The 22,741-nt window shown below is 61.7% G+C and carries 20 protein-coding genes, 2 tRNA genes and 3 rRNA genes; 10 read left to right on the top strand and 15 right to left on the bottom strand.

Features of this window, described 5'->3' with window-relative positions:
* Positions 1-18: 18 nt before the first annotated feature.
* Complete coding sequence (locus tag SY91_RS14280) at positions 19-807, bottom strand: 3-hydroxybutyrate dehydrogenase (protein ID WP_006478299.1); 789 nt, start codon at positions 805-807, stop codon at positions 19-21.
* A 164-nt stretch (positions 808-971) separates the two neighbouring features.
* Between SY91_RS14280 and SY91_RS14285 the strand changes: the two genes are divergently transcribed.
* Together SY91_RS14285 and SY91_RS14290 are read left to right on the top strand one after the other, a co-directional pair.
* Positions 972-1,943 carry a potassium channel beta subunit family protein gene (locus SY91_RS14285; protein WP_027810190.1) on the top strand — a complete coding sequence of 324 codons (972 nt, stop codon included), beginning with the start codon at positions 972-974 and terminating at the stop codon, positions 1,941-1,943.
* 111 nt (positions 1,944-2,054) lie between these two features.
* Complete coding sequence (locus SY91_RS14290) at positions 2,055-2,900, top strand: 23S rRNA (adenine(2030)-N(6))-methyltransferase RlmJ (RefSeq protein WP_023478116.1); 846 nt, start codon at positions 2,055-2,057, stop codon at positions 2,898-2,900.
* A gap of 15 nt (positions 2,901-2,915) precedes the next feature.
* Here SY91_RS14290 and SY91_RS14295 read toward each other — a convergent pair whose 3' ends face one another.
* From SY91_RS14295 to SY91_RS14330, 8 genes are all read right to left on the bottom strand, one after another.
* On the bottom strand, positions 2,916-3,284 hold the full coding sequence (locus SY91_RS14295) for a hypothetical protein (RefSeq protein WP_023478117.1): 369 nt from the start codon (positions 3,282-3,284) through the stop codon (positions 2,916-2,918).
* Between the two features lie 113 nt (positions 3,285-3,397).
* The gene (locus tag SY91_RS14300; RefSeq protein WP_006478295.1) at positions 3,398-3,544 is read right to left on the bottom strand and encodes a DUF3563 family protein; all 147 of its coding nucleotides are present in this window, start codon (positions 3,542-3,544) and stop codon (positions 3,398-3,400) included.
* Between the two features lie 215 nt (positions 3,545-3,759).
* Positions 3,760-4,164: a Cu(I)-responsive transcriptional regulator gene (gene cueR, locus SY91_RS14305; RefSeq protein ID WP_006478294.1), complete on the bottom strand. Its 405-nt coding sequence runs from the start codon at positions 4,162-4,164 to the stop codon at positions 3,760-3,762.
* A gap of 239 nt (positions 4,165-4,403) precedes the next feature.
* Positions 4,404-4,516 (bottom strand): 5S ribosomal RNA (gene rrf, locus SY91_RS14310).
* Positions 4,517-4,669: 153 nt separating this feature from the next.
* Positions 4,670-7,548, bottom strand: a 23S ribosomal RNA gene (locus SY91_RS14315).
* Positions 7,549-7,837: 289 nt separating this feature from the next.
* Positions 7,838-7,913: transfer RNA gene (locus SY91_RS14320), tRNA-Ala, on the bottom strand.
* 41 nt (positions 7,914-7,954) lie between these two features.
* A tRNA-Ile gene (locus tag SY91_RS14325) sits at positions 7,955-8,031 on the bottom strand.
* A 62-nt stretch (positions 8,032-8,093) separates the two neighbouring features.
* Positions 8,094-9,624, bottom strand: a 16S ribosomal RNA gene (locus SY91_RS14330).
* The 16S, 23S and 5S rRNA genes sit together here with 2 tRNA genes alongside, the layout of an rRNA operon.
* A 569-nt stretch (positions 9,625-10,193) precedes the next feature.
* Between SY91_RS14330 and SY91_RS14335 the strand changes: the two genes are divergently transcribed.
* The 4 genes from SY91_RS14335 (at position 10,194) to SY91_RS14350 (ending at position 14,007) form a co-directional block, all read left to right on the top strand.
* Positions 10,194-11,411: a DUF2863 family protein gene (locus SY91_RS14335; RefSeq protein WP_012328889.1), complete on the top strand. Its 1,218-nt coding sequence runs from the start codon at positions 10,194-10,196 to the stop codon at positions 11,409-11,411.
* Between the two features lie 212 nt (positions 11,412-11,623).
* Positions 11,624-12,460 (top strand): response regulator transcription factor, encoded by an 837-nt coding sequence (locus SY91_RS14340; protein WP_023476914.1) that lies wholly within the window; start codon positions 11,624-11,626, stop codon positions 12,458-12,460.
* A 76-nt stretch (positions 12,461-12,536) separates the two neighbouring features.
* Positions 12,537-13,211 carry an energy-coupling factor ABC transporter permease gene (locus SY91_RS14345; RefSeq protein WP_006478291.1) on the top strand — a complete coding sequence of 225 codons (675 nt, stop codon included), beginning with the start codon at positions 12,537-12,539 and terminating at the stop codon, positions 13,209-13,211.
* Between the two features lie 139 nt (positions 13,212-13,350).
* Complete coding sequence (locus tag SY91_RS14350; RefSeq protein WP_034174496.1) at positions 13,351-14,007, top strand: BspC domain-containing protein; 657 nt, start codon at positions 13,351-13,353, stop codon at positions 14,005-14,007.
* Between the two features lie 83 nt (positions 14,008-14,090).
* Here SY91_RS14350 and SY91_RS14355 read toward each other — a convergent pair whose 3' ends face one another.
* Complete coding sequence (locus SY91_RS14355; RefSeq protein ID WP_023476912.1) at positions 14,091-15,245, bottom strand: M14-type cytosolic carboxypeptidase; 1,155 nt, start codon at positions 15,243-15,245, stop codon at positions 14,091-14,093.
* A 183-nt stretch (positions 15,246-15,428) separates the two neighbouring features.
* Positions 15,429-16,211: a peroxide stress protein YaaA gene (gene yaaA / locus SY91_RS14360; protein WP_006478288.1), complete on the bottom strand. Its 783-nt coding sequence runs from the start codon at positions 16,209-16,211 to the stop codon at positions 15,429-15,431.
* Between the two features lie 57 nt (positions 16,212-16,268).
* On the opposite strand from yaaA, the gene SY91_RS14365 reads away from it, so the two are divergent.
* Both SY91_RS14365 and SY91_RS14370 read left to right on the top strand, forming a co-directional pair.
* Entirely contained in the window at positions 16,269-16,766 is a 498-nt protein-coding gene (locus SY91_RS14365) for a putative toxin-antitoxin system toxin component, PIN family (RefSeq protein WP_006478287.1), read from the top strand.
* Positions 16,767-16,793: 27 nt separating this feature from the next.
* Positions 16,794-17,966, top strand: a complete 1,173-nt coding sequence (locus tag SY91_RS14370; RefSeq protein WP_043887951.1) for a pyridoxal phosphate-dependent aminotransferase — start codon at positions 16,794-16,796, stop codon at positions 17,964-17,966.
* 41 nt (positions 17,967-18,007) lie between these two features.
* Here the strand turns inward: SY91_RS14370 and SY91_RS14375 are convergent, their stop codons facing one another.
* Positions 18,008-18,664: a glutathione S-transferase gene (locus SY91_RS14375; RefSeq protein WP_006478285.1), complete on the bottom strand. Its 657-nt coding sequence runs from the start codon at positions 18,662-18,664 to the stop codon at positions 18,008-18,010.
* A 202-nt stretch (positions 18,665-18,866) separates the two neighbouring features.
* Here SY91_RS14375 and SY91_RS14380 point away from each other — a divergent pair, with 202 nt between their 5' ends.
* A complete protein-coding gene (locus tag SY91_RS14380) occupies positions 18,867-19,658 on the top strand; it encodes an oxepin-CoA hydrolase, alternative type (RefSeq protein WP_006478284.1) in 792 nt (263 codons plus the stop codon).
* Positions 19,659-19,878: 220 nt separating this feature from the next.
* Positions 19,879-20,571: a glutathione binding-like protein gene (locus SY91_RS14385; RefSeq protein ID WP_006478283.1), complete on the top strand. Its 693-nt coding sequence runs from the start codon at positions 19,879-19,881 to the stop codon at positions 20,569-20,571.
* Between the two features lie 47 nt (positions 20,572-20,618).
* On the opposite strand, the gene SY91_RS14390 is transcribed toward SY91_RS14385, so the two are convergent.
* From SY91_RS14390 to SY91_RS14400, 3 genes are read right to left on the bottom strand one after another with little or no spacing between them, the layout of a single operon-like run.
* Positions 20,619-21,095, bottom strand: a complete 477-nt coding sequence (locus tag SY91_RS14390; RefSeq protein ID WP_006496999.1) for a MaoC family dehydratase — start codon at positions 21,093-21,095, stop codon at positions 20,619-20,621.
* A complete protein-coding gene (locus SY91_RS14395; RefSeq protein ID WP_006478281.1) occupies positions 21,092-21,553 on the bottom strand; it encodes a MaoC family dehydratase in 462 nt (153 codons plus the stop codon). Before SY91_RS14395 ends, SY91_RS14390 begins: the two co-directional genes overlap by 4 nt.
* Before the next feature lie 38 nt (positions 21,554-21,591).
* Positions 21,592-22,725, bottom strand: coding sequence for an acyl-CoA dehydrogenase family protein (locus SY91_RS14400; RefSeq protein ID WP_006478280.1), 1,134 nt, complete (start codon positions 22,723-22,725; stop codon positions 21,592-21,594).
* Positions 22,726-22,741: the final 16 nt, after the last annotated feature.

The following is a 22,741-nucleotide window of genomic DNA, read 5'->3' on the forward strand; positions in this document are numbered from 1 at the left end:
GCACCGCCCGCACCCGCGTTACTGCATGAACCAGCCGTGGCTGACGACCACCGACTGGCCCGTGAGCGCGGCGCTCGGGAACGCCGACAGGAACAGCACCGTCTGCGCGACGTCCTGCACCGTCGTGAATACGCCGTCGACCGTGTTGCCGAGCATCACCTTCTTGATCACTTCCTCTTCGCTGATACCGAGCTCCTTCGCCTGCTCCGGAATCTGCTTGTCGACCAGCGGCGTGCGCACAAAGCCCGGACACACGACGTGCGAGCGCACGTTGTGCTTCGCGCCTTCCTTCGCCAGCACGCGGGCGAGGCCGAGCAGGCCATGCTTGGCCGTCACGTACGCCGACTTCAGCGGCGACGCTTCGTGCGAGTGCACCGAACCCATGTAGATCACGACGCCGCCGCGATCGTCCTTGTACATGTGCTTGAGCGCGGCCTTCGTCGTCAGGAACGCGCCGTCCACGTGGATCGCCTGCATCTTCTTCCAGTCGGAGAACGAATAGTTCTCGATCGGATTGACGATCTGGATGCCGGCGTTCGACACGAGGATGTCGACCGAGCCGAACGCTTCGGCCACCTTGTCGATGCCGCTGTTCACGGCGTCCTCGTTGGTCACGTCCATCGCGACGCCGATCGCCTTGCCGCCTGCCTTGTTGATCTCGTCGGCGACCGCGTTCGCGCCGTCCTGGTTCAGGTCGGCGATCGCGACGGCCGCGCCGGCCTTGGCCAGCTCGAGTGCGATTTCCTTGCCGATGCCGCTTGCGGCGCCCGTGACGACTGCGGTCTTGCCGCTCAGATCTGCTGCCATGTCCGTCTCCTTCCGTTATCGGATCGATGAAACACGCACCCGCCGCATCCGCGTTCATCGCGAAATCGCATCAGCGTGCCAGCCGTCATTGTGCACGATTGGCCCCGCCGTTCGTGCGCAAAACGTCTAAGCTTAAGGTCGGTTCCGTTCAGCAGGAGATTCTCATGCACTATCGACGGCTAGGCCGCTCCGGCCTACAGATCAGCGAGCTTTCACTCGGTTCGTGGGTGACGTACGGCAACCAGGTCGACCAGCGGGTCGCGCGCGAATGCCTCGCCGCGGCACGTGATGCAGGCGTCAATTTCTTCGACAACGCCGAGGTCTACGCCGGCGGCAAATCTGAGGAAATCATGGGCCATGCGCTCAAGTCGCTCGACTGGCCGCGCGTCAGTTATATCGTGTCCACGAAGTTCTTCTGGGGGCTCGCGGAAGCCCCGAACCAGTATCACACGCTGAACCGGAAGTACCTGCTGAACGCGATCGACGGCTCGCTGCGCCGGCTGCAGCTCGACTATGTCGACCTCGTCTATTGCCATCGCCCCGATCCGCATACGCCGATCGAGGAAACCGTCTGGGCGATGAGCGACATGATCGTGCGCGGCAAGGCGCTGTACTGGGGCACGTCGGAATGGAGCGCCGACGAAATCCGCGCGGCATGCGAGATTGCCGAGCGGCATCATCTCCACAAGCCGGTCGTCGAACAACCGCAGTACAACCTGTTTCACCGCACCCGGGTCGAACAGGAATATGCGCGGCTCTATGACGATTACGGTCTTGGGCTCACGACCTGGAGCCCGTTGGCGTCGGGCCTGCTCACCGGCAAGTACCGCAACGGCGTACCCGCCGGCAGCCGCGCGCAGTTGCAAGGCTACGACTGGATGCGCGAACGCCTGACCGATCGGGCCGCCAACGACATCGTCGAACGGCTCGGCGAAATTGCGGCCGAATTCGGCTGCAGCACCGGCCAGTTGGCAATCGCGTGGGTGCTCGCGAACCCGCGCGTGAGTTCGGTCATCACGGGTGCATCGCGGGTCGATCAGATCGGCGACAACATGCGCGCGCTCGAGGTTGCCGCGAAGCTGACGCCGGACGTGAAGCAGCGCATCGAGGCGGTGGTCGGCGATGCATACGAGTAAGGCGACTCACGGCCACTCGCGTACAATACGCGGCCGCATCGGCGCCCGGCCTCACGGCCGCGCACGATCGACCGTTTTCATCGATTCACCTTTCGTTTCAGGCAGCCAGCCATGCTCAGTTATCGTCACGGTTTTCACGCAGGCAACCACGCGGACGTGCTCAAGCACGCCGTCGTCGTCCAGCTGCTGCGCTACCTGAACAAGAAAGACAAATCGTACTGGTACATCGATACGCACGCAGGCGCCGGCGTGTACTCGCTGCGCGACGGTTATGCAGCGAAGACGTCGGAATTCGATACCGGCATCGGCCGACTGTGGAACGAAAAGAACCTGCCGGAGGCACTGGGCGACTATGTGGACGAAGTCCGCGCGCTGAACGACGACGGCGAACTGCACTTCTACCCGGGCTCCCCGTACATCGCATGGCGGTCGATGCGCGAGCAGGACCGGATGCGCCTGTTCGAAATGCATACGACGGAAATCGATGTGCTGCGCCACAATTTCCGCGATGCCGGGCGACGCGCGATGATCTTCGCCGGCGACGGCTTCGAAGGTATCAAGGCGCTGCTGCCGCCGCCGCCGCGACGTGCACTCGTGCTGATCGATCCGTCCTACGAGGACAAGAAGGATTACGCGCGCACGGTGAGCTGCGTGACGGAATGCCTGAAGCGTTTCTCGACCGGCTGCTATGCCATCTGGTATCCGCAGGTCACGCGGACGGAATCGCAGCGCTTTCCCGAGCAGTTGAAGCGTCTGCAGCCGAACAACTGGCTGCACCTGACGCTGACGGTGTCGAATCCGCCGACCGACGGACTGGGTCTCTACGGCAGCGGGATGTTCATCCTGAATCCGCCGTATACGCTCGCCCAGAGCATGAAAGAGGTACTGCCCTATCTGGTCGAAAAGCTGGGACAGGATAGCGGCGCCCGCTTTCAGATCGAGCACCGCGGCAACTGATCGGGCGACCGGTCGTTACGGCTGCGGTCTCGGCGCGAGCCGGGGCTGGTTGGCCGGCTGCCCGCCCCACGCGGGAACATTGATATATGGCGCGACGAACAGCGGAACCGACGTGTTCGGCGCCTGCCCGGCTGGCGCCCGCATGCCTGCCGGCTCGACGATCGGCTCGGAAGACAACGGCGCCGTCTGCAGCACCAACCCGCCCTTGCCGTCCTGGATACCGCGCTGCGTATCGAGAACGAGCGGCCTGGACGACGTCGCGGCACCGGCCGCGAGGCCATGGACGAGCACGACCGCACCCAGAACGAGACGCGCGCGGGCACTGCGACGCACATCGACACACAAACGCATGATCGTGACCTTCAGGATAAAAAGCAGGTCCATACCATAGCGCTGCACCGACGATTTCGCTAGAGCCGGCGCACAAAAAACAAAGCCCCGTCAATACGGGGCTTGCTTATCGTTCGGTGCCGCGCGGCACCTGACGGTTACTCCGATTACAGCGAGTAGCCGTTGGTTTCGAGCGAGCGGATGCGGCTCTCGAGCTGGACGATGTCCGACGACGTGGCAAGGTAAGCCTCACGGCGTTCACGTTCTGCGGATTCGAACCAGTTGCTCAGCTTTTCGACGATGTAGGCGATCATGACGTTCTCCAAGGAAGAGGGACCCCTGGTGAATCGAGATTCAGGGATTTCCCGTATAGGGTTATCCCGAATTATAGCGACGCCGCACCAAGATGCCAGTGAAATCCTTGCATGGCGCCCATTCCATTTTGGAATGTTGGCATGCAGACCACATATAACTCATTGATTTATATAGATGTCGGGGCAAAGCCTGTTTTGAGCCGCGAGAGCGCGCACTAATTTGGGTCGCCGACAGGGTCAGCCAAGCGCGCCAAAATCGGGCATTCGGGCCGACCGTCACCATGACAGTGCGCGGCCAGATCGACCAGCGTGTCGCGCATGTCGCTCAATTCGGCGATACGTCTGTCGAGTTCGGCCACGTGCTCGAGAGCAATCGATTTCACTTCGGCGCTGGCGCGTGAGCGATCCTGCCAGAGCATCAGCAGCTTGCGAATGTCTTCGACGAGAAAGCCAAGTCGTCGCGCCTGACGGATGAACCGCAGGATATGGATTTCGTCTGCTCCATAGATCCGGTAGCCAGCATCGGTCCGTTTGCTGGGCGCAAGAAGACCGACCTGTTCGTAGTACCGGATCATTTTTGCACTGACGCCGGATTCGCGCGACGCGTCGCCGATATTCATTCCCCGCCCTCTTCATGAAGCCCTGGTTTCGAACACGAACGTCGACGATACCCTCATCGACGACAGTTCGATCGTATCAAATCGCGTGGTTTCGTTCCGGGGAAGGCTTGGCAGCAGGAGCGCAGATAGTCTGATCTGGCGTTCGTAACGGCGAGTTATGACGGCGCTTCGCCGCATGCTTTTTGAGCGCTGAAATGCAAAAACCCCCGCCTTGTCGGGCGGGGTTTCTGGCTAAGGGAGCCTGACGATTACCTACTTTCACACGGGAATCCGCACTATCATCGGCGTAGAGTCGTTTCACGGTCCTGTTCGGGATGGGAAGGGGTGGGACCGACTCGCTATGGTCATCAGGCAAAGGGGGTTGTTCTGCTGGCGTGGCCAACAGAACCAATCTTGGAAGAAGCAGTAATTAGGTTGTGTGTATCACACACGAGAATCCAACATGTCGCTTTGGATCGCGGCCGGTGCTGTCGCACGGCGCCGATCTACAAGGCAGACTTGTTATAGGATCAAGCCTTACGGGCAATTAGTATCAGTTAGCTGAACGCATTACTGCGCTTACACACCTGACCTATCAACGTCCTGGTCTCGAACGACCCTTCAAGGGGATCTAGTCCCCAGGGATATCTCATCTTAAGGCGAGTTTCCCGCTTAGATGCTTTCAGCGGTTATCTCTTCCGAACATAGCTACCCGGCGATGCCACTGGCGTGACAACCGGTACACCAGAGGTTCGTCCACTCCGGTCCTCTCGTACTAGGAGCAGCCCCCTTCAAATATCCAACGCCCACGGCAGATAGGGACCAAACTGTCTCACGACGTTTTAAACCCAGCTCACGTACCTCTTTAAATGGCGAACAGCCATACCCTTGGGACCGGCTACAGCCCCAGGATGAGATGAGCCGACATCGAGGTGCCAAACACCGCCGTCGATATGAACTCTTGGGCGGTATCAGCCTGTTATCCCCAGAGTACCTTTTATCCGTTGAGCGATGGCCCTTCCATACAGAACCACCGGATCACTATGACCTGCTTTCGCACCTGCTCGACTTGTCGGTCTCGCAGTTAAGCACGCTTATGCCATTGCACTATCAGCACGATTTCCGACCGTACCTAGCGTACCTTCGTACTCCTCCGTTACGCTTTGGGAGGAGACCGCCCCAGTCAAACTGCCTACCATGCACTGTCCCCGACCCGGATCACGGGCCAAGGTTAGAACCTCAAACAAACCAGGGTGGTATTTCAAGGACGGCTCCACCGAAACTAGCGTTCCGGTTTCATAGCCTCCCACCTATCCTACACAGATCGGTTCAAAGTCCAATGCAAAGCTACAGTAAAGGTTCATGGGGTCTTTCCGTCTAGCCGCGGGTAGATTGCATCATCACAAACACTTCAACTTCGCTGAGTCTCGGGAGGAGACAGTGTGGCCATCGTTACGCCATTCGTGCAGGTCGGAACTTACCCGACAAGGAATTTCGCTACCTTAGGACCGTTATAGTTACGGCCGCCGTTTACCGGGACTTCAATCAAGAGCTTGCACCCCATCATTTAATCTTCCGGCACCGGGCAGGCGTCACACCCTATACGTCCACTTTCGTGTTTGCAGAGTGCTGTGTTTTTATTAAACAGTCGCAGCCACCAGTTTATTGCAACCCCTTCACCCTCCTGGCGCAGGCCAGTCAAGCTACAAGGGCGTACCTTATCCCGAAGTTACGGTACCAATTTGCCGAGTTCCTTCTCCCGAGTTCTCTCAAGCGCCTTAGAATACTCATCTCGCCCACCTGTGTCGGTTTGCGGTACGGTCATCGTTAGACTGAAGCTTAGAGGCTTTTCTTGGAACCACTTCCAATTGCTTCGCTCCCGAAGGAGCTCGCGCCACACCCTTGAATTGCGCGCCCGGATTTGCCTAAGCGCCTTCTCCAATGCAGCGACCGGGACTTCCAACACCCGGACAACCTTCCGCGATCCGTCCCCCATCGCATCTAACAATGGTGCAGGAATATTGACCTGCTTCCCATCAGCTACGCATTTCTGCCTCGCCTTAGGGGCCGACTCACCCTACGCCGATGAACGTTGCGTAGGAAACCTTGGGCTTACGGCGAGGGGGCCTTTCACCCCCTTTATCGCTACTCATGTCAGCATTCGCACTTCCGATACCTCCAGCACCCTTTACAAGGCACCTTCGCAGGCTTACGGAACGCTCTCCTACCATGCGAGCAAGCTCGCATCCGCAGCTTCGGTATATAGCTTAGCCCCGTTACATCTTCCGCGCAGGACGACTCGATCAGTGAGCTATTACGCTTTCTTTAAAGGGTGGCTGCTTCTAAGCCAACCTCCTGACTGTTTTAGCCTTCCCACTTCGTTTCCCACTTAGCTATATTTGGGGACCTTAGCTGGCGGTCTGGGTTGTTTCCCTCTTGACACCGGACGTTAGCACCCGATGTCTGTCTCCCGTGATTGCACTCTTCGGTATTCGGAGTTTGCTATGGCGGGGTAATCTGCAATAGACCCCCCAACCATGACAGTGCTCTACCCCGAAGGTGAGACACGAGGCACTACCTAAATAGTTTTCGGAGAGAACCAGCTATTTCCAGGTTTGTTTAGCCTTTCACCCCTATCCACAGCTCATCCCCTAACTTTTCAACGTTAGTGGGTTCGGACCTCCAGTACGTGTTACCGCACCTTCATCCTGGCCATGGATAGATCACCTGGTTTCGGGTCTACGCCCAGCAACTGAACGCCCTATTCGGACTCGCTTTCGCTACGCCTGCCCTATACGGTTAAGCTTGCTACTGAACGTAAGTCGCTGACCCATTATACAAAAGGTACGCCGTCACCCCTTGCGAGGCTCCGACTGTTTGTATGCATGCGGTTTCAGGATCTATTTCACTCCCCTCCCGGGGTTCTTTTCGCCTTTCCCTCACGGTACTGGTTCACTATCGGTCGATCACGAGTATTTAGCCTTGGAGGATGGTCCCCCCATCTTCAGACAGGATTTCACGTGTCCCGCCCTACTTGTCGCACACCTAGTTCTTTCATACTGTTTTCGCCTACAGGGCTATCACCTGCTATGGCCGCACTTTCCAGAGCGTTCGGCTAACAATACAAATAAAGAGTGCAAGGCTCATCCCATTTCGCTCGCCACTACTTTGGGAATCTCGGTTGATTTCTTTTCCTGCGGTTACTTAGATGTTTCAGTTCACCGCGTTCGCTTCACTAGACCTATGTATTCAGTCTAGGATGACCCAAAAGGGCCGGGTTTCCCCATTCGGACATCTACGGATCAAAGCTCGTTTGCCAGCTCCCCGTAGCTTTTCGCAGGCTACCGCGTCCTTCATCGCCTGTGATCGCCAAGGCATCCACCACATGCACTTGTTCGCTTGACCCTATAACGAGTCTGTCTCATCGACAGTCGCTACAGGTTGAGTTCTCGCGTTGTGCCGTATTCCAATTTAAGTCGAACATAGAGTTCGAATCATCTTGAGATACATCGATACAATCACAACCCGGATAACTTCCACGTCCATCTCGAGACGCTTCCGCTATCCAAATTACTTACTTCTTCCAGATTGTTAAAGAACGACAGCCGATATCTGTTGATATCCTCTGACTGGCTCAATCGCCAATGCAAAATTCTCGGTTCAGTGTCTGAACCAAGCCCTTAGCGTTGGTGATTGGTGGAGGCAGACGGGATCGAACCGACGACCCCCTGCTTGCAAAGCAGGTGCTCTCCCAGCTGAGCTATGCCCCCATGTACAGAATTCCTCAGGTGTGTACCGCCACACAAGACGGTGGTGGGTCTGGTTGGATTCGAACCAACGACCCCCGCCTTATCAAGACGGTGCTCTAACCGACTGAGCTACAGACCCCTGAGTCTGTCTTTAATTTACAGCCGATAAGCGTGAGCGCTCAACTTTGCGAGAAGCTCTGGAAAGGAGGTGATCCAGCCGCACCTTCCGATACGGCTACCTTGTTACGACTTCACCCCAGTCATGAATCCTACCGTGGTGACCGTCCTCCTTGCGGTTAGACTAGCCACTTCTGGTAAAACCCACTCCCATGGTGTGACGGGCGGTGTGTACAAGACCCGGGAACGTATTCACCGCGGCATGCTGATCCGCGATTACTAGCGATTCCAGCTTCATGCACTCGAGTTGCAGAGTGCAATCCGGACTACGATCGGTTTTCTGGGATTAGCTCCCCCTCGCGGGTTGGCAACCCTCTGTTCCGACCATTGTATGACGTGTGAAGCCCTACCCATAAGGGCCATGAGGACTTGACGTCATCCCCACCTTCCTCCGGTTTGTCACCGGCAGTCTCCTTAGAGTGCTCTTGCGTAGCAACTAAGGACAAGGGTTGCGCTCGTTGCGGGACTTAACCCAACATCTCACGACACGAGCTGACGACAGCCATGCAGCACCTGTGCGCCGGTTCTCTTTCGAGCACTCCCACCTCTCAGCAGGATTCCGACCATGTCAAGGGTAGGTAAGGTTTTTCGCGTTGCATCGAATTAATCCACATCATCCACCGCTTGTGCGGGTCCCCGTCAATTCCTTTGAGTTTTAATCTTGCGACCGTACTCCCCAGGCGGTCAACTTCACGCGTTAGCTACGTTACTAAGGAAATGAATCCCCAACAACTAGTTGACATCGTTTAGGGCGTGGACTACCAGGGTATCTAATCCTGTTTGCTCCCCACGCTTTCGTGCATGAGCGTCAGTATTGGCCCAGGGGGCTGCCTTCGCCATCGGTATTCCTCCACATCTCTACGCATTTCACTGCTACACGTGGAATTCTACCCCCTCTGCCATACTCTAGCCTGCCAGTCACCAATGCAGTTCCCAGGTTGAGCCCGGGGATTTCACATCGGTCTTAGCAAACCGCCTGCGCACGCTTTACGCCCAGTAATTCCGATTAACGCTCGCACCCTACGTATTACCGCGGCTGCTGGCACGTAGTTAGCCGGTGCTTATTCTTCCGGTACCGTCATCCCCCGACTGTATTAGAGCCAAGGATTTCTTTCCGGACAAAAGTGCTTTACAACCCGAAGGCCTTCTTCACACACGCGGCATTGCTGGATCAGGCTTTCGCCCATTGTCCAAAATTCCCCACTGCTGCCTCCCGTAGGAGTCTGGGCCGTGTCTCAGTCCCAGTGTGGCTGGTCGTCCTCTCAGACCAGCTACTGATCGTCGCCTTGGTAGGCCTTTACCCCACCAACTAGCTAATCAGCCATCGGCCAACCCTATAGCGCGAGGCCCGAAGGTCCCCCGCTTTCATCCGTGATCGTATGCGGTATTAATCCGGCTTTCGCCGGGCTATCCCCCACTACAGGACATGTTCCGATGTATTACTCACCCGTTCGCCACTCGCCACCAGGTGCAAGCACCCGTGCTGCCGTTCGACTTGCATGTGTAAGGCATGCCGCCAGCGTTCAATCTGAGCCAGGATCAAACTCTTCAGTTCAAACCTGTTACTGTTTTCGGTTCAGTTAAGAACCGGTCGCTCACTCAAAGCTGACAGGAATATGAATCACTTCATAAACCTGACTTACTTTAGTGTGAGACTCTTGATACTTTCGCTATCTGATCCGAGGATCAGCTCGCTACCATCAAGCGCCCACACTTATCGGCTGTTAATTTTTAAAGAGCGTTTCTGCGAGGAATCTTGAACCCCTCAGCAGCGCTGCGTTTTCAGCAGCAGAGAAGCGAGATTATGAACCGTGTTTCGCAGCTCGTCAACAACTTTCTGAACGACTTCGTTGCGACCGCGGGGCTCAACTTCTGTACCGCCGAGGCTCGCTACCGCCGAACCTCAACAGCACTGCTTCCCTTCCTTCCGCGCTGCGTTTCCGTTAGCGCGAAAGAGGCGTGATTCTAAGCACCCGCTAGCGATCGCGCAAGGGGTTTGACGCAACTTTTTCACAAACGCCGCAATTCGGCCGTCCGGCCATGCCTGAGGCACGAGACCGCTTATGGTGCAAAGAACGGACTAGAATGTGAGGTTCTTCGCCTCTTTCTATATACGTCTTTAATATGCGCCAGCGAATCGCCAAACGCCTCCCCCCCGATGCCGACAAACTGGTCGGTCTGTCGCTTGCGCTCTTCGCGTCGGGCAGCCGCATCGAGGATCGCTTCTGGGAAGCGAAGCTCGATGCGCTGCTCGCCAAGATTGTCCGCAACGGCAATCAGACCACGCTCGACGCCGCGCTCGACCATCTCCAGCAGAATCATCCCGACGCCTACGGCGCGCTCGCCGACATGGCCGAGACGCACAGCGAGTCGATGGTGATCGAGCACGACGGTCAACCATACGATGCGCTGCTGGTCGCCGTCCCGGTTCTCGCCTGGACGCGTTACATGATTCCGTCCGGTCCGCTCAAGGGCGACGTGGCCGACGCGCTGCGAACGCATCTGCAGGCGCACGTCCTGGCGAACGGCACGCTCGTCGGGCTCGCCCCGTTCCTCTACAGCATCGACCAGTTGCCGCGGCACCACGTGGAAACCTACCGGCTTGCGCAGCAACTCGCCCATGCGGCAATCGGTCAGCACACCCCGAAGCTGAGCTTCGGCGATCTGCCGGAAACCTCGCCGATCCTGGCCGATCCGCGCTTCCTGCTGGCGGTCGTCGCCGCGCCGGCCGGCGCACCGCTGTTCCGCTGGCAGGAAGAAGAAAACGGCAGCCGCATCGAGCGCGGCCAGTGCCTTGAACAGTGGACGGCACAAGGCGGCCCGAACCTGTCGATCGCGCTGCCCGGATGCGAATTCGAATGCCTGCTTCCGGACGCGTACTACTCGGCCTGTCGCGATGCGGACGAACGTGTGCGTCCGCACACCGTCCGAACGGCCATTCGTTATCTATTCGACACACTTGGTGCGGCGCCGCAAGAGTTGCGGGCGGTGGTCGCCGGCTTCGGCGAGCGTCGTATCGATGAGTATCGCGTGGGGTTCACGCGGCGTGCCAGCAACGACGTGATCTACGGTGTCGTGTGGCCGCTCTACGGCCGTGAAAACGGCGACGTATCGACCGACAGCGCGACGCTCGAAGGCGAAGCGCCGATCGAAGGGCCGCTCGAAGAAATCGTGAGCCTGCTGAAGGAATGCGGCGTAACCGACGTCCGCAGGCACGCGGGCCGTTTCGAACCCGAATACTGCGACGACTGCGGCGTGCCGCTCTACGCAGATCCGCTCGGCGAAATCGTCCATGCGGAAATGCCGGAAGACGCGTCGCCCGCCCAGCCGCATTTCCACTGACATTGCCCCCGCAGGCCCGTCGGCCTGCCCCGCCAAAAGCCGCTTCCGGTGCCTGCCGAAGCGGCTTTTTTTCTTGTCCGATGCTCTGTCGCCGAAAATTTCGAACTTTTCCTAAGCCTTTCAGCCAAGCAGACATCGTGTAAGGTCTTTGTCATTATCGGGGCCAGCTTATACCCGACAGCAGTCGATGACTCACCTTACGGAGATTGAATATGCGGTTCTTGGTGCTTAACTCAGACGCCGAACGGCGTGACGGACTGAAGGCCCTGCTGCGGCAGATCGACCGGCACGCCAGCATCAACGATGCGCCCGACAGTTTCCAGGCGCGCCGGCTGCTGCGTACCCAGCGTTTCGACCTCGTCGCGATCGACTGGCTCGACGTGGGCCGGCTCAGCGAGCTCCAGGCACTCGGCAACGCGTGCTCGCCGACGCCGATCGCCGTCCTGGTCGACGAAGTCTCGCCCGAAGCCATCCAGCGCTTCTTCAACTACGGCGTCGCGGGCGTGATCCCGCATTCCACGCGGCCGCACCTGATCGTACGTGCGCTCGAGATCGTGCTGCTGGGCGGCCACTACATTCCGCCGATCGCCCTCAGCCTGCTGCCCGCCCCGACGACGGCACGCCAGGATGCCCATTTCCAGACGCTCGCCGGCTCGCTGCCCCGCCGCCCGCCGAGCGGCCTCCTGTCGCCGCGGCAAGCGCAGATCATGCGGTTCGTCCACATGGGCAGCACGAACAAGATGATCGCGCGTACGCTCGGCATTAGCGAAGGCACCGTGAAGATCCACCTCGCGAGCATCTTCCAGCAGCTCGGCGCAGCAAACCGCGCCGCCGCCGTCGCGATCTACAACGGCTGGCTGTCGCCCCATCTCGAGGTGCTGCTGGCGAACCGCAACCGCGCCCGCAAACCGGCCATCGGCGAACACGGCCCGGTTCCGCTGCGTACACAACGGCATGACCGTCCGTACCCGTTACCTACCGCCCATGCCGGCACGCAGGACCTGCCACTCGCCGCCGAGCCGCGGCCACGGTTCCGGCGCGGACGCTAGGCAAACAGTCTCGATATTGCGACGGTCGGGCATGTGCAGATTCCCACCTTTGATGCTCAACGAGTAATATGGACGCATGGGTTTTCTTTTCACACCGCTTCCGCTCTGGGTTGGCATCGGTGGCTGGATCGCCGCCGTGGCCCTGCTCGCGCTCGCGATCTGGAATCGCCCGTTCGTACGTGTGCAAGACGCCACGCTTCAGCACGTGTGGCTCGCGCTCGTCACCGCGATCACGGTCCTGTGGGCCTCGAACGCATGGCTCGAGGATGGCATCGTCATGCATCTGCTTGGCGCAACCCTGCTCGTCACGCTGTTCGACTGGACACTCGCGCTGGTCGCGATGGGCGCCGTCACGGCGATTGCCGCGGTCATCTTCGACGCGCCGTGGCAAGGCATCGGCCTGACCTATCTGATCTACGGTGCGCTGCCTGTCGGCGTGTCGGCGTTGCTGCAACGCGCCGCGCTCGCCTGGCTGCCGCATAACCTCGCCTCGTTCATCACCGGGCAGGGCTTCCTGTCGCCGGCCATCGCGATCGTCGCGGTCGCCGCCGCGGCGGCAGGTGTCCAGCTCGCGCTCGCCGACGGCGTGCCCGTCGTGATTCCGGCCGGCTATCTGCTGAACACCGCACTGCTGGCGCTCGGCGAAGCATGGTTCACCGGCATGGCAACGGCACTCATCGCCGTCTATCGCCCCGCGTGGGTCACGACGTTCGACGTCCGGCGCTACCGCCTCGGCGGCCCGCGCGCCTGAAAATCCCCCTGATCGGCTCGGCGCACACGCGTACCGGCGGTACTTCCGCGGCGCGCGCCGAATACGCCACCTACTGCCGCACAACTTTTTTACGCTAAGATTGAACTCCTGTTCTTCATCGGGCATCTATACGTGCCCGATGTCTCCTTCGCTCCTCACCAATAACCAGATGGACAGCTCTCCTGCCTCGCTCCGGATTTTCCGGGCGCTCGGCAAGTTGGCAGCCTGTATCGCGGGCCTGTCGCTTGCGCTTCCCGCACCGGTATTCGCCGACCTGCTCGACCAGCGCTCCGAACTGATCAACAAATTCGTCAACGAGATGCATGCCGATCCGCTCGCCGCCGATTGTGCGGCGCACGGTAGCTTCATCGCCAGCACGTCGACGGCGTTCGACCGCGTCGACTTCGCGCCGAACGCATTCGACAGCGGCAACGCGACGATCACGCCGTGGAACGACTCGTTCGACCAAGGCAAGCAGCGCGTGAAGGTCGACAACATCGTCACCGTCGACGGGCTCGGCATCCACAGCAACGGCAGCGATCCGACGCCGCTGAAATTCCGTTGCGGCTACGTCGGCCAGCAAATGCTCGCGTTCAGCTGGAACGACCCGGTTCCGCCGCTGAAGCCACGCGTCGAGCGCTCGTCGTCTCCGACGAAGAAGTTCAAGGGCAAGTCGCATCGCGGCAAGGCCAAGGCGAAGGCATCGGGTCGCACCGGCAGCAAGAAGGCCGTCGCGACGAAGAAATCAAGTGGCCAGAAGAAAGCCGTGAAGAAAAAAACCGCGAAGAAGTCCTGATACGACGGAGCGGCAACGACAGCAGCAAAAAAGCCGACGCATCGCAAGATGCGCCGGCTTTTTTCATGCGACGACGGCCGTGCTTAACCGAACGTGTCGATGTGCACCAGGATCGCGGCGAGCATCGCCGCGCCGAGCGCCGCGCTGCGCTCGCCGTTCCAGCCGACACGCTCGTCGGGCAGGTTCGCGTTGTCCTTGAACGGCATTTCGAGCGTCAACGACAGACAGCCGAACTGGTGGCCGATGTACTTCGACGCGAGCTTCAGCGCATCCTCCTTGTACTTGCTCGCCGCGTAGCCATGCTCGGTCTGGAAGTCGGGGCTTGCGACCTTGAACGCGTCGATGAACGCAGCCTGCTCCTTGCCCTGCTGCTCGGTAAAGCTCGGCAGCATCTCCGAGCCGGCGACGAACACGTACGGCAGATCCTCGTCGCCGTGAATGTCGAAGAACATGTCGCAACCGATCGCGTGGATCGCATCGCGCACGGCCAGCACTTCGGGGCTGCGCTCGGCATCGGGTGCCATCCACTCGCGGTTCAGGTTCGCGCCGGCCGCATTGGTGCGCAGGTTACCGTGCACGCTGCCGTCCGGGTTCATGTTCGGGACGATGTAGAACGTCGCGCGATCGTAGAGCTTGCGCGCAACCGGATCGCCAGCCCAATCGCCCCATCCGGCCAGCCGCTTGACCAGGCCTTCGACGAACCACTCGGCCATCGATTCGCCCGGATGCTGACGCGCGATGACCCACACCTTCTTCTTCGGCGCACCATCGGTTTCCGGCGTGCCGAGCGTCAGCAGCGACATCGGACGGCCTTCGACCGTACGGCCGAGCTCGACGACGCTCGCCTGCGGCAACTGCTGGACCGCACCGAGAAACGCCGCGTGACGCTCTTCCGAGTACGGTTCGAAATACGCGTAGTAGATGCTGTCGAACTCCGGCGTATGGTCGATGGTCATCGTCTTGCCGTCGAACGTCGTCGGCACGCGGAACCAGTCGACCCGGTCGTAGCTCGCCACCGCGTGGTAGTTGCGCCAGCCCGACGGATACGCGCATTCGGCTGCGTTCTCGAACGTCATCACGCATCGCTCGCCGCGCGCACCCGTCAAGCGGTAGTAAAACCATTGCGCGAATTCCGAACGATTGTCGCCGCGCACGCGCAGCCGGATTGCGTCGGGGCTTTCGCACGACACGACGTCGATTGCGCCTGCGTCGAAATTACTGGTGATCGAAAGGGCCATCTATCTCTCCTTTGTCGACCGGAGTTAGCGCTTTAGCGCTTACTCCGGTCCCATGCAAAGCTGTCGACCGGAGTTAGCGCTTTGGCGCTTACACCAGTCTCATGCAAAGCTCGCGACCGAAGCAGACGGTGTACCGCCTGTCCGGCCTCATAAGCGCCGGCCGTCTCGTGAACGCCGGCAGGGTTACTCGCCGACGCGCCGGCGATATACGTAAGTCGAATCGTTCGACGCAGCCGCATCGAACGCATAACCTTCCGTCGCGAATTCCTTCAGCGCCTTCGGGTCGGTAATACGGTTCTCGACGACGAAACGCGCCATCAGGCCACGCGCGCGTTTCGCATGGAAGCTGATGATCTTGTAGCGTCCGCCCTTCCAGTCCTCGAATACCGGCGTGATGACCGGTGCGGCCAGCAGCTTCGGCTTGACCGATTTGAAGTATTCGGTCGACGCGCAGTTGACGAGCACGCGCGCCGCGCCGCTGCGCGTCTCGAGCTGCTCGTTCAGTGCCCGCGTGATGCGGTCGCCCCAGAACGCATACAGATCCTTGCCGCGCGCGTTCGCGAACCGCGTGCCCATCTCGAGCCGATACGGCTGCAGCAGATCGAGCGGGCGCAGCAGCCCGTACAGGCCCGACAGCACGCGCACGTGCTGCTGCGCATAGTCGAGATCGGTGGACGACAGCGATTTCGCGTCGAACCCCTCGTAGACGTCGCCGTTGAACGCCAGCACGGCCTGCTTCGCGTTGGCCGGCGTGAAGGTCGGCGACCAGTCGGCGTAGCGCTGGAAGTTCAGGCGCGCGAGCGGATCGGAGATATCCATCAGCGTGGCGATGTCCTGCGGCGACAGCTTGCGCAGGCCGTCGATCAGCTCCGACGCGTCGTCGACGAATGCAGGCTTCGTGTAAGACTCGACATGCGCGGGCGTGTCGTAGTCGAGGGATTTGGCGGGAGAGAGAACGATTATCATAGAGGCTCGCTGGCACGCCGTGCCTTGCGGTCAGACGAAAACCACCGATTGTAACGAATGACCCGCTCTCTCGCCCCGCATGCCGCACACCGCGTCGTGCTCGACTCGAACGTCTGGATCGACATCCTCGTATTCGACGACCCCGCCACGCGCCCGATCCGTGCCGCGCTGGAGCGCGGCACGCTGGCCGCCGTGATCGACGGCCGCTGCCTGACCGAACTCGAATACGTGCTCGACTATCCGCAGTTCCAGTCGCGCGCGATCGACAAGGCGGCCGCGCTCGCAACGGTCGCCCGACTCGCGAGCCTCGTCGAGCCGCCGCCCCTCGACGCCGATGCGCCGCCGCTGCCGAAGTGCAAGGACCGCGACGACCAGAAATTTCTCGAACTCGCCCGCGCCGCGCAGGCCGATTGGCTCGTGTCGAAAGACCGCGCGCTGCTGAAGCTCGCGAAACGCACCGCACGCGACTTCGGTTTCCGGATCGCGCAACCCGCGCCGTTTGCCGAAGCCTGCGCCCTCGATGCCGCGCCGCCCGCCACGGCGACGCCGGCCTGACGCCCCAACCCGAATTCGACCGTATCAATGAACGCTCCTTCAGATATGCCAACGACACCCGTTTTCCCGTCGCGCCTGCCGAACGTCGGCACGACGATCTTCACGGTCATGAGCGCGCTTGCCGCCGAAAAAGGGGCGGTGAACCTCGGCCAGGGCTTTCCGGATTTCGATTGCGATCCGCGCATCGTCGATGCAGTCGCCGCCGCGATGCGCAACGGGCACAACCAGTACCCGCCGATGGCCGGCGTCGCGCCGCTGCGCGACGCGATCGCCGACAAGATCGCGCAGGTGTACGGCCGGCGCTACGATCCGGGCACCGAAATCACCGTGACGGCCGGCGCGACCCAGGCGCTGCTGACGGCGATCCTGTGCGCGGTGCATCCGGGCGACGAAGTGATCGTGGTCGAGCCGACCTACGACAGCTATCTGCCGTCGATCGAGCTCGCCGGCGGCAAGCCCGTGTTCGTCACGCTGGAGGCGCCCGACTACGCGATCCCGTTCGACCGTCTCGCGGCCGCGATCACGCCGAAAACGCGGATGATCCTGATCAACACGCCGCACAACCCGACGGGCACCGTGTGGCGCGAGGCGGACATGCGCAAGCTCGAGGACATCGTGCGCGGCACCAACGTGCTGATCCTGTCCGACGAGGTCTACGAGCACATGGTCTACGACGGCGCACGCCACGAAAGCGTCGCGCGCTATCCGGAACTCGCCGCGCGCAGCTTCATCGTGTCGAGCTTCGGCAAGACCTATCACGTGACGGGCTGGAAGGTCGGTTACGTCGCGGCGCCTGCGGCGCTGACCGCCGAATTTCGCAAGGTCCACCAGTTCAACGTGTTCACGGTGAACACGCCGATGCAGATCGGGCTCGCCGACTACCTGCGGGACCCGGCGCCGTACCTGTCGCTCGCAGGCTTCTATCAGCGCAAGCGCGACTTCTTCCGGGCCGGCCTCGAGCGCACGCGCTTCAAGCTGCTGCCGTGCACGGGCACGTACTTCCAGTGCGTCGATTACTCGGCAATCAGCGACCTGCCCGAAGCGGAATTCTCGAAGTGGCTCACGTCGGAGATCGGCGTGGCCGCCATTCCGGTGTCGGCGTTCTATCACGAGCCGCACGAATCGGGCGTCGTGCGCTTCTGCTTCGCGAAGCAGGAAAGCACGCTCGCGTCCGCGCTCGAACGGCTGGCCCGCCTGTAAGACCGCACGGGCGGCCGCACGCCGCCCTTCGGGAACCGCGGTTACGAACGCGCGACGTTCGCCGCTTCGACATACGCCTTGCGCTCGGCGGCCACGCGCTGCGCGGCAGGGCGTTCACTCACCATTTTGGCGTGCGCCTTCCAGTCGATGCCGGCATCGAGCAGGAAATCGCGCCCGTATATGGCCTTCGTCGCCATGCCGATGACCGGCAGATGGACCCACGCGGCGATGTCCGCGAGGCCGAACGACTCGCCGAGCACATACGGCGAAAAACGTGTCATCTGCTTGAAGGCATCGATCGCTCGCGGCAGGCGCTTCTCGACGTGCGCCTTCATCCCGTCGCTCACCTTGCCGCCGAAAAACGCTTCCGTGTACACCTCGCGCGCCACCCATTCGAGATACAGCTCGAGCGTCTCGACCAGTTCGCGCACCTTTGCCGCCGCGAACGGGCTCGTGGGGAAAATGCCTTTCTCGGGATAGCGCGCCGCCAGGTATTCGATGATCGCCTGCGACTCGAACAGCGCCCCCTCTTCGGTCTTCAGGAACGGAATCTTGCCGAGCGGCGAATCGGCAAGCTGCGCCGGATCGCTGATCGGCAAACCGCACACCGCTTCCTCGAACGGAATGTCGTGCTCGAGCAGGACGAACTTCACCTTGTTGTAGTAGTTGGACAACGGAATACCGCACAGCTGTAACATCGAAGTCTCCTTCCTTGCTCAGGGGCGGCCGCCTCGACGCCAGCCGCATCGGGATTCATCACGCCGAAAAGCACGTTCGTGCTAGTCTAAAGCAAGTTTTGCGTTCGTCACGACAACATTACATCCGCTGCGGCGTCGGCTCTAGCCGTCCGCACGACACACGCGGCGGCGTCGCCGCGCCACCCGATGGAGACACGCTCGCATGAGTGCTGAACTGCTGGCCTCGCGTCCGCCCGAGAGCGAATCGACGCTCGTCCTCACGCTGTCCAATCCTGGCGCGCGCAACGCGCTGCATCCCGACATGTACGCGGCGGGCATCGAAGCGCTCGCCACCGCCGAGCGCGATCCAGCGATTCGCGCCGTCGTGCTGACGGGCGCCGATCGCTTCTTCTGCGCCGGCGGCAACCTGAACCGGCTGCTCGAGAATCGCTCGAAGGATCCGTCCTTCCAGGCCGACAGCATCGATCAGCTCGCGGCATGGGTCACGGCGATCCGCGCGTCGACGAAGCCGGTGATCGCGGCCGTCGAAGGCGCCGCGGCCGGCGCGGGCTTCTCGCTCGCGCTCGCGTGTGACCTGATCGTCGCCGCACACGATGCGAAATTCGTGATGTCGTATGCGCGCGTCGGCCTGACGCCCGACGGCGGCGGCTCGTGGTTTCTCGCCCGCGCGCTGCCGCGTGCGATCGCAGCCGAGATCCTGTTCGAAGGCAAACCGGTCGCCGCCGAACGCCTGCATGCGCTCGGCGTCGTCAACCGGCTCGCCGCGCCAGGCACCGCATTGAGCGACGCACTGGCCTGGGCCGACGCACTCGCCGGCATCTCGCCGAATGCGCTCACGCGCATCAAGTCGCTGCTCGACGACGCGACCGCGCAACCGCTGGACACGCACCTCGGCACCGAGCGCGATCATTTCGTCGCGTCGCTGCATCATGCGGACGGGCTCGAAGGCATCACCGCTTTTCTCGAGAAGCGTCAGCCGCGCTACAAGCGCTGATCCACCGCGTCGGACTTCGAACCGACGCCACGCCGCCGGGTCCATCCGATGCGGCCCGCCGACGCGTACGCCATGTCGGCGGCGCTCTCCGGCCCCGCCGTGCCTTGCCCGTCGGCGCGCGCGTTTGCGTCGCCAGCAGCCCGTGTCGATCCATGCTCTAATGACCGCCTGTCGCGGCGCCGCCGGCGCCGTTTTCGCGCATGCCACACAGGAGTTGACGATGATCGACGTCTATAGCTGGGCGACCCCGAACGGCCACAAGGTACACATCATGCTCGAGGAAACCGGCCTCGCGTATCGTGCGCATCCGGTCGATATCGGCGCGGGCGACCAGTTCGAGCCCGAGTTCCTGAAGATCAGCCCGAACAACAAGATCCCGGCAATCGTGGATCCGGACGGCCCCGGCGGCCAATCGATCTCGCTGTTCGAATCGGGCGCGATCCTGATTTACCTCGCGGAGAAGACCGGCAAGTTCCTGCCGACCGATCCGGCCGCGCGCTATGCGACGCTCGAGTGGCTGATGTTCCAGATGGGCGGTGTCGGCCCGATGCTCGGGCAGGCGCACCACTTCCGGCTGTATGCGCCGGAGAAGATCGAGTATGCGGTCAACCGCTATACGAACGAAGCGAAGCGCCTGTACAACGTGATGGAAAAACGCCTCGGCGAATCCGAGTATCTGGCGGGCGACACGTACACGATCGCGGACATCGCGACGTTCCCGTGGACACGCTCATGGCAGAACCAGGGCATCGTGCTCGACGCGTTGCCGAACGTGAAGCGCTGGCACGAGGCGATCGCCGCGCGACCGGCCGTGCAGCGCGGTGTCGAAGTGCTTGCGTCGATGCGCAAGGCGCTGCAGGACGACAAGGCACGCGAGGTGCTGTTCGGCGCAACGCAATACGCAAAGCGCTGACACGCACGTGGCGGGCGGAGCGGCATCCGTGCATGCCGTTCCGTGCTTCAGAAGTAATGCAGCGTGATGAACTCCGCCGCGCACACCGGCAGCGGCGCGTCGGGGCGCTCGACCTGCACCGATACCGACCACGTCACCTGGATGCCGCCGCGCGCGGCGTCGGCGGTTTCCTTCACCGCGAACAGCGCACGCACGCGCGCCCCGACCGGCACCGGCTTCAGGAACCGCACGCGGTTCAGCCCGTAGTTCACGCCCATCTTCTGCTCGAAGCGCATCGCGTCGGTCATCAACGCCGGAATCAGCGACAGCGTCAGGAATCCGTGCGCGATCGGCCCGCCGAACGGCGACTCGCGCCGCGCGCGTTCGGGGTCGACGTGAATCCATTGATGATCGCCGGTCGCGTCGGCGAAACCGTCGACGCGCGGCTGGTCGATCTCGATCCAGCCGCTCGCGAGCGGCTCCGCGCCGACCCGCGCCTGCAGCGCCTGGGCCGAGGCGATCAGCGGCAAGGTCACGTCGGTCATGGGTTCGCGCCTCCCGGATGGCGCAGCCCGAAAATCACCTTGGTGTGCACGCTGATCACCGTCTCGCCGGCTTCGTTCACGCCGACCCATTCGGTCGACACGATGCCGCGATCGGGCTTGCTCTCCGACACGCGCTTGTCGTGCACCTTCTGATACATCGTGATCGTGTCGCCGGCGCGCACCGGCTTCAGCCAGCGGATCGAATCGATGCCGGGCGAGCCCATGCTGGTCGAATCCGGCCCGAGCTTCTGAACCAGCAGGCTCATGAACACCGAGCACGTATGCCAGCCGCTCGCGACGAGCCCGCCGAAATGCGACGCCTTCCCCGCTTCCTCGTCGACATGGAATGGCTGCGGATCATAGCGCTTCGCGAACGTCTTGATGTCGTCCGGCTCGAACGTGTAGCGGCCCACTTCGGTGGTACTGCCGACCACCAGATCTTCGTAACTGATGCCCACTGATAAGTCTCCTTGTCTGACGCGCTCGCGCGTCGCCGTCATGCTACGTCGGTCTGCGCGAAATCGGGCAGCGCCGTGATGCGGGCGAGGTGATGATCGGTATCGCCGAGCGTCGTCTCGATGATCGACAGCCGTTTGAACAGGTGCGCGGCGGCCACCTCGTTGGTCACGCCCATGCCGCCGTGCAATTGGACCGCCTGCTGGCCGACGAAGCGCGCGGCCGCGCCAACCCGCGCCTTCGCGGCCGACACGGCCTTGCGCCGTGCATCGGCATCGCCGTTCGCGTAGCGCACCGCCGCAAGATAGGTCAGCGAACGCGCCTGCTCGGCATGGATCAGCATGTCGACCATCCGGTGCTGCAGCGCCTGAAAGCGCGCGATCGGCACGCCGAACTGCTCGCGCGTCTTCGTATATTCGACCGTCGCGCGATTCAGCTCGTCGAGCGCGCCGACCGCTTCCGCGCACAGCAGGAAGGTCGCGTAATCGGCGATCTGCTCGAGTGCCGCCGCGTCGCGCGCACCGCCCGTCAGCCGTCGGGCCGGCGTGTCGTTGAACGTGATCGTCGCGGCACGCTGGCCGTCGATGGTCCGGTAGTCGACCACCTTCGTGTTCGCTGCAGCGCGTTCGACGACGAAGAGGCCGATGCCGCCACCGTCGACCCGCGCAGGCACGATCCACACGTGCGCCTGCGCGCCGTGCTGAACCACCGACTTGGCGCCGATCAACCTGTACGTGCCGCCCTGCTCGCGTGCGTGCGTGTCGAGTTCGTATAGATCGTAACGCGCCCGCGGTTCGTGGAATGCGACCGCCACGCGTTTTTGCCCTTGCGCGACCGCCTCCAGCAGCGCGGCATCGTCGCCTGCGCCGGAGCCGGCGATCCGCAACGCCTCGACGCCGACTACCGTGGCCCAGTACGGCTCGATCACGAGCGCGCGGCCCAGCTCCTGCATTACGACCAGCATGTCGACCGGGCCGCCGCCGAAGCCGCCCTGTGCGTCCGGCACGGGCAACGCGGTCAAGCCGAGTTCGGTGAATGCGCGCCACTGCGCGTCCGACACACCGGCATCGCTGCGCACGATCGCCTGGCGCGCTTCGAAGCCATATTGCTCGCCGAGATACCGGCGCAGCGCGTCGGCGAACTGCTGCTGCTCATCGGTAAAGCTGAAATCCATGGTTGTCTCCGTTCCC

Source organism: Burkholderia cenocepacia (genome assembly GCF_014211915.1).
Taxonomy (GTDB): Bacteria; Pseudomonadota; Gammaproteobacteria; order Burkholderiales; family Burkholderiaceae; genus Burkholderia; species Burkholderia orbicola.

Bases quoted from the DNA above. Each gene is read 5' to 3' on its own strand.
- SY91_RS14375 (WP_006478285.1), bottom strand. From the start codon at position 18,664: ATGTTACAGCTGTGCGGTATTCCGTTGTCCAACTACTACAACAAGGTG.
- yaaA (WP_006478288.1), bottom strand. From the start codon at position 16,211: ATGATAATCGTTCTCTCTCCCGCCAAATCCCTCGACTACGACACGCCC.
- SY91_RS14370 (WP_043887951.1), top strand. From the start codon at position 16,794: ATGAACGCTCCTTCAGATATGCCAACGACACCCGTTTTCCCGTCGCGC.
- SY91_RS14400 (WP_006478280.1), bottom strand. From the start codon at position 22,725: ATGGATTTCAGCTTTACCGATGAGCAGCAGCAGTTCGCCGACGCGCTG.
- SY91_RS14340 (WP_023476914.1), top strand. From the start codon at position 11,624: ATGCGGTTCTTGGTGCTTAACTCAGACGCCGAACGGCGTGACGGACTG.
- SY91_RS14365 (WP_006478287.1), top strand. From the start codon at position 16,269: ATGACCCGCTCTCTCGCCCCGCATGCCGCACACCGCGTCGTGCTCGAC.
- SY91_RS14350 (WP_034174496.1), top strand. From the start codon at position 13,351: ATGTCTCCTTCGCTCCTCACCAATAACCAGATGGACAGCTCTCCTGCC.
- SY91_RS14385 (WP_006478283.1), top strand. From the start codon at position 19,879: ATGATCGACGTCTATAGCTGGGCGACCCCGAACGGCCACAAGGTACAC.
- SY91_RS14345 (WP_006478291.1), top strand. From the start codon at position 12,537: ATGGGTTTTCTTTTCACACCGCTTCCGCTCTGGGTTGGCATCGGTGGC.
- SY91_RS14335 (WP_012328889.1), top strand. From the start codon at position 10,194: ATGCGCCAGCGAATCGCCAAACGCCTCCCCCCCGATGCCGACAAACTG.
- SY91_RS14300 (WP_006478295.1), bottom strand. From the start codon at position 3,544: ATGATCGCCTACATCGTCGAAAAGCTGAGCAACTGGTTCGAATCCGCA.
- SY91_RS14295 (WP_023478117.1), bottom strand. From the start codon at position 3,284: ATGGACCTGCTTTTTATCCTGAAGGTCACGATCATGCGTTTGTGTGTC.
- cueR (WP_006478294.1), bottom strand. From the start codon at position 4,164: ATGAATATCGGCGACGCGTCGCGCGAATCCGGCGTCAGTGCAAAAATG.
- SY91_RS14285 (WP_027810190.1), top strand. From the start codon at position 972: ATGCACTATCGACGGCTAGGCCGCTCCGGCCTACAGATCAGCGAGCTT.
- SY91_RS14355 (WP_023476912.1), bottom strand. From the start codon at position 15,245: ATGGCCCTTTCGATCACCAGTAATTTCGACGCAGGCGCAATCGACGTC.
- SY91_RS14380 (WP_006478284.1), top strand. From the start codon at position 18,867: ATGAGTGCTGAACTGCTGGCCTCGCGTCCGCCCGAGAGCGAATCGACG.
- SY91_RS14290 (WP_023478116.1), top strand. From the start codon at position 2,055: ATGCTCAGTTATCGTCACGGTTTTCACGCAGGCAACCACGCGGACGTG.
- SY91_RS14390 (WP_006496999.1), bottom strand. From the start codon at position 21,095: ATGACCGACGTGACCTTGCCGCTGATCGCCTCGGCCCAGGCGCTGCAG.
- SY91_RS14280 (WP_006478299.1), bottom strand. From the start codon at position 807: ATGGCAGCAGATCTGAGCGGCAAGACCGCAGTCGTCACGGGCGCCGCA.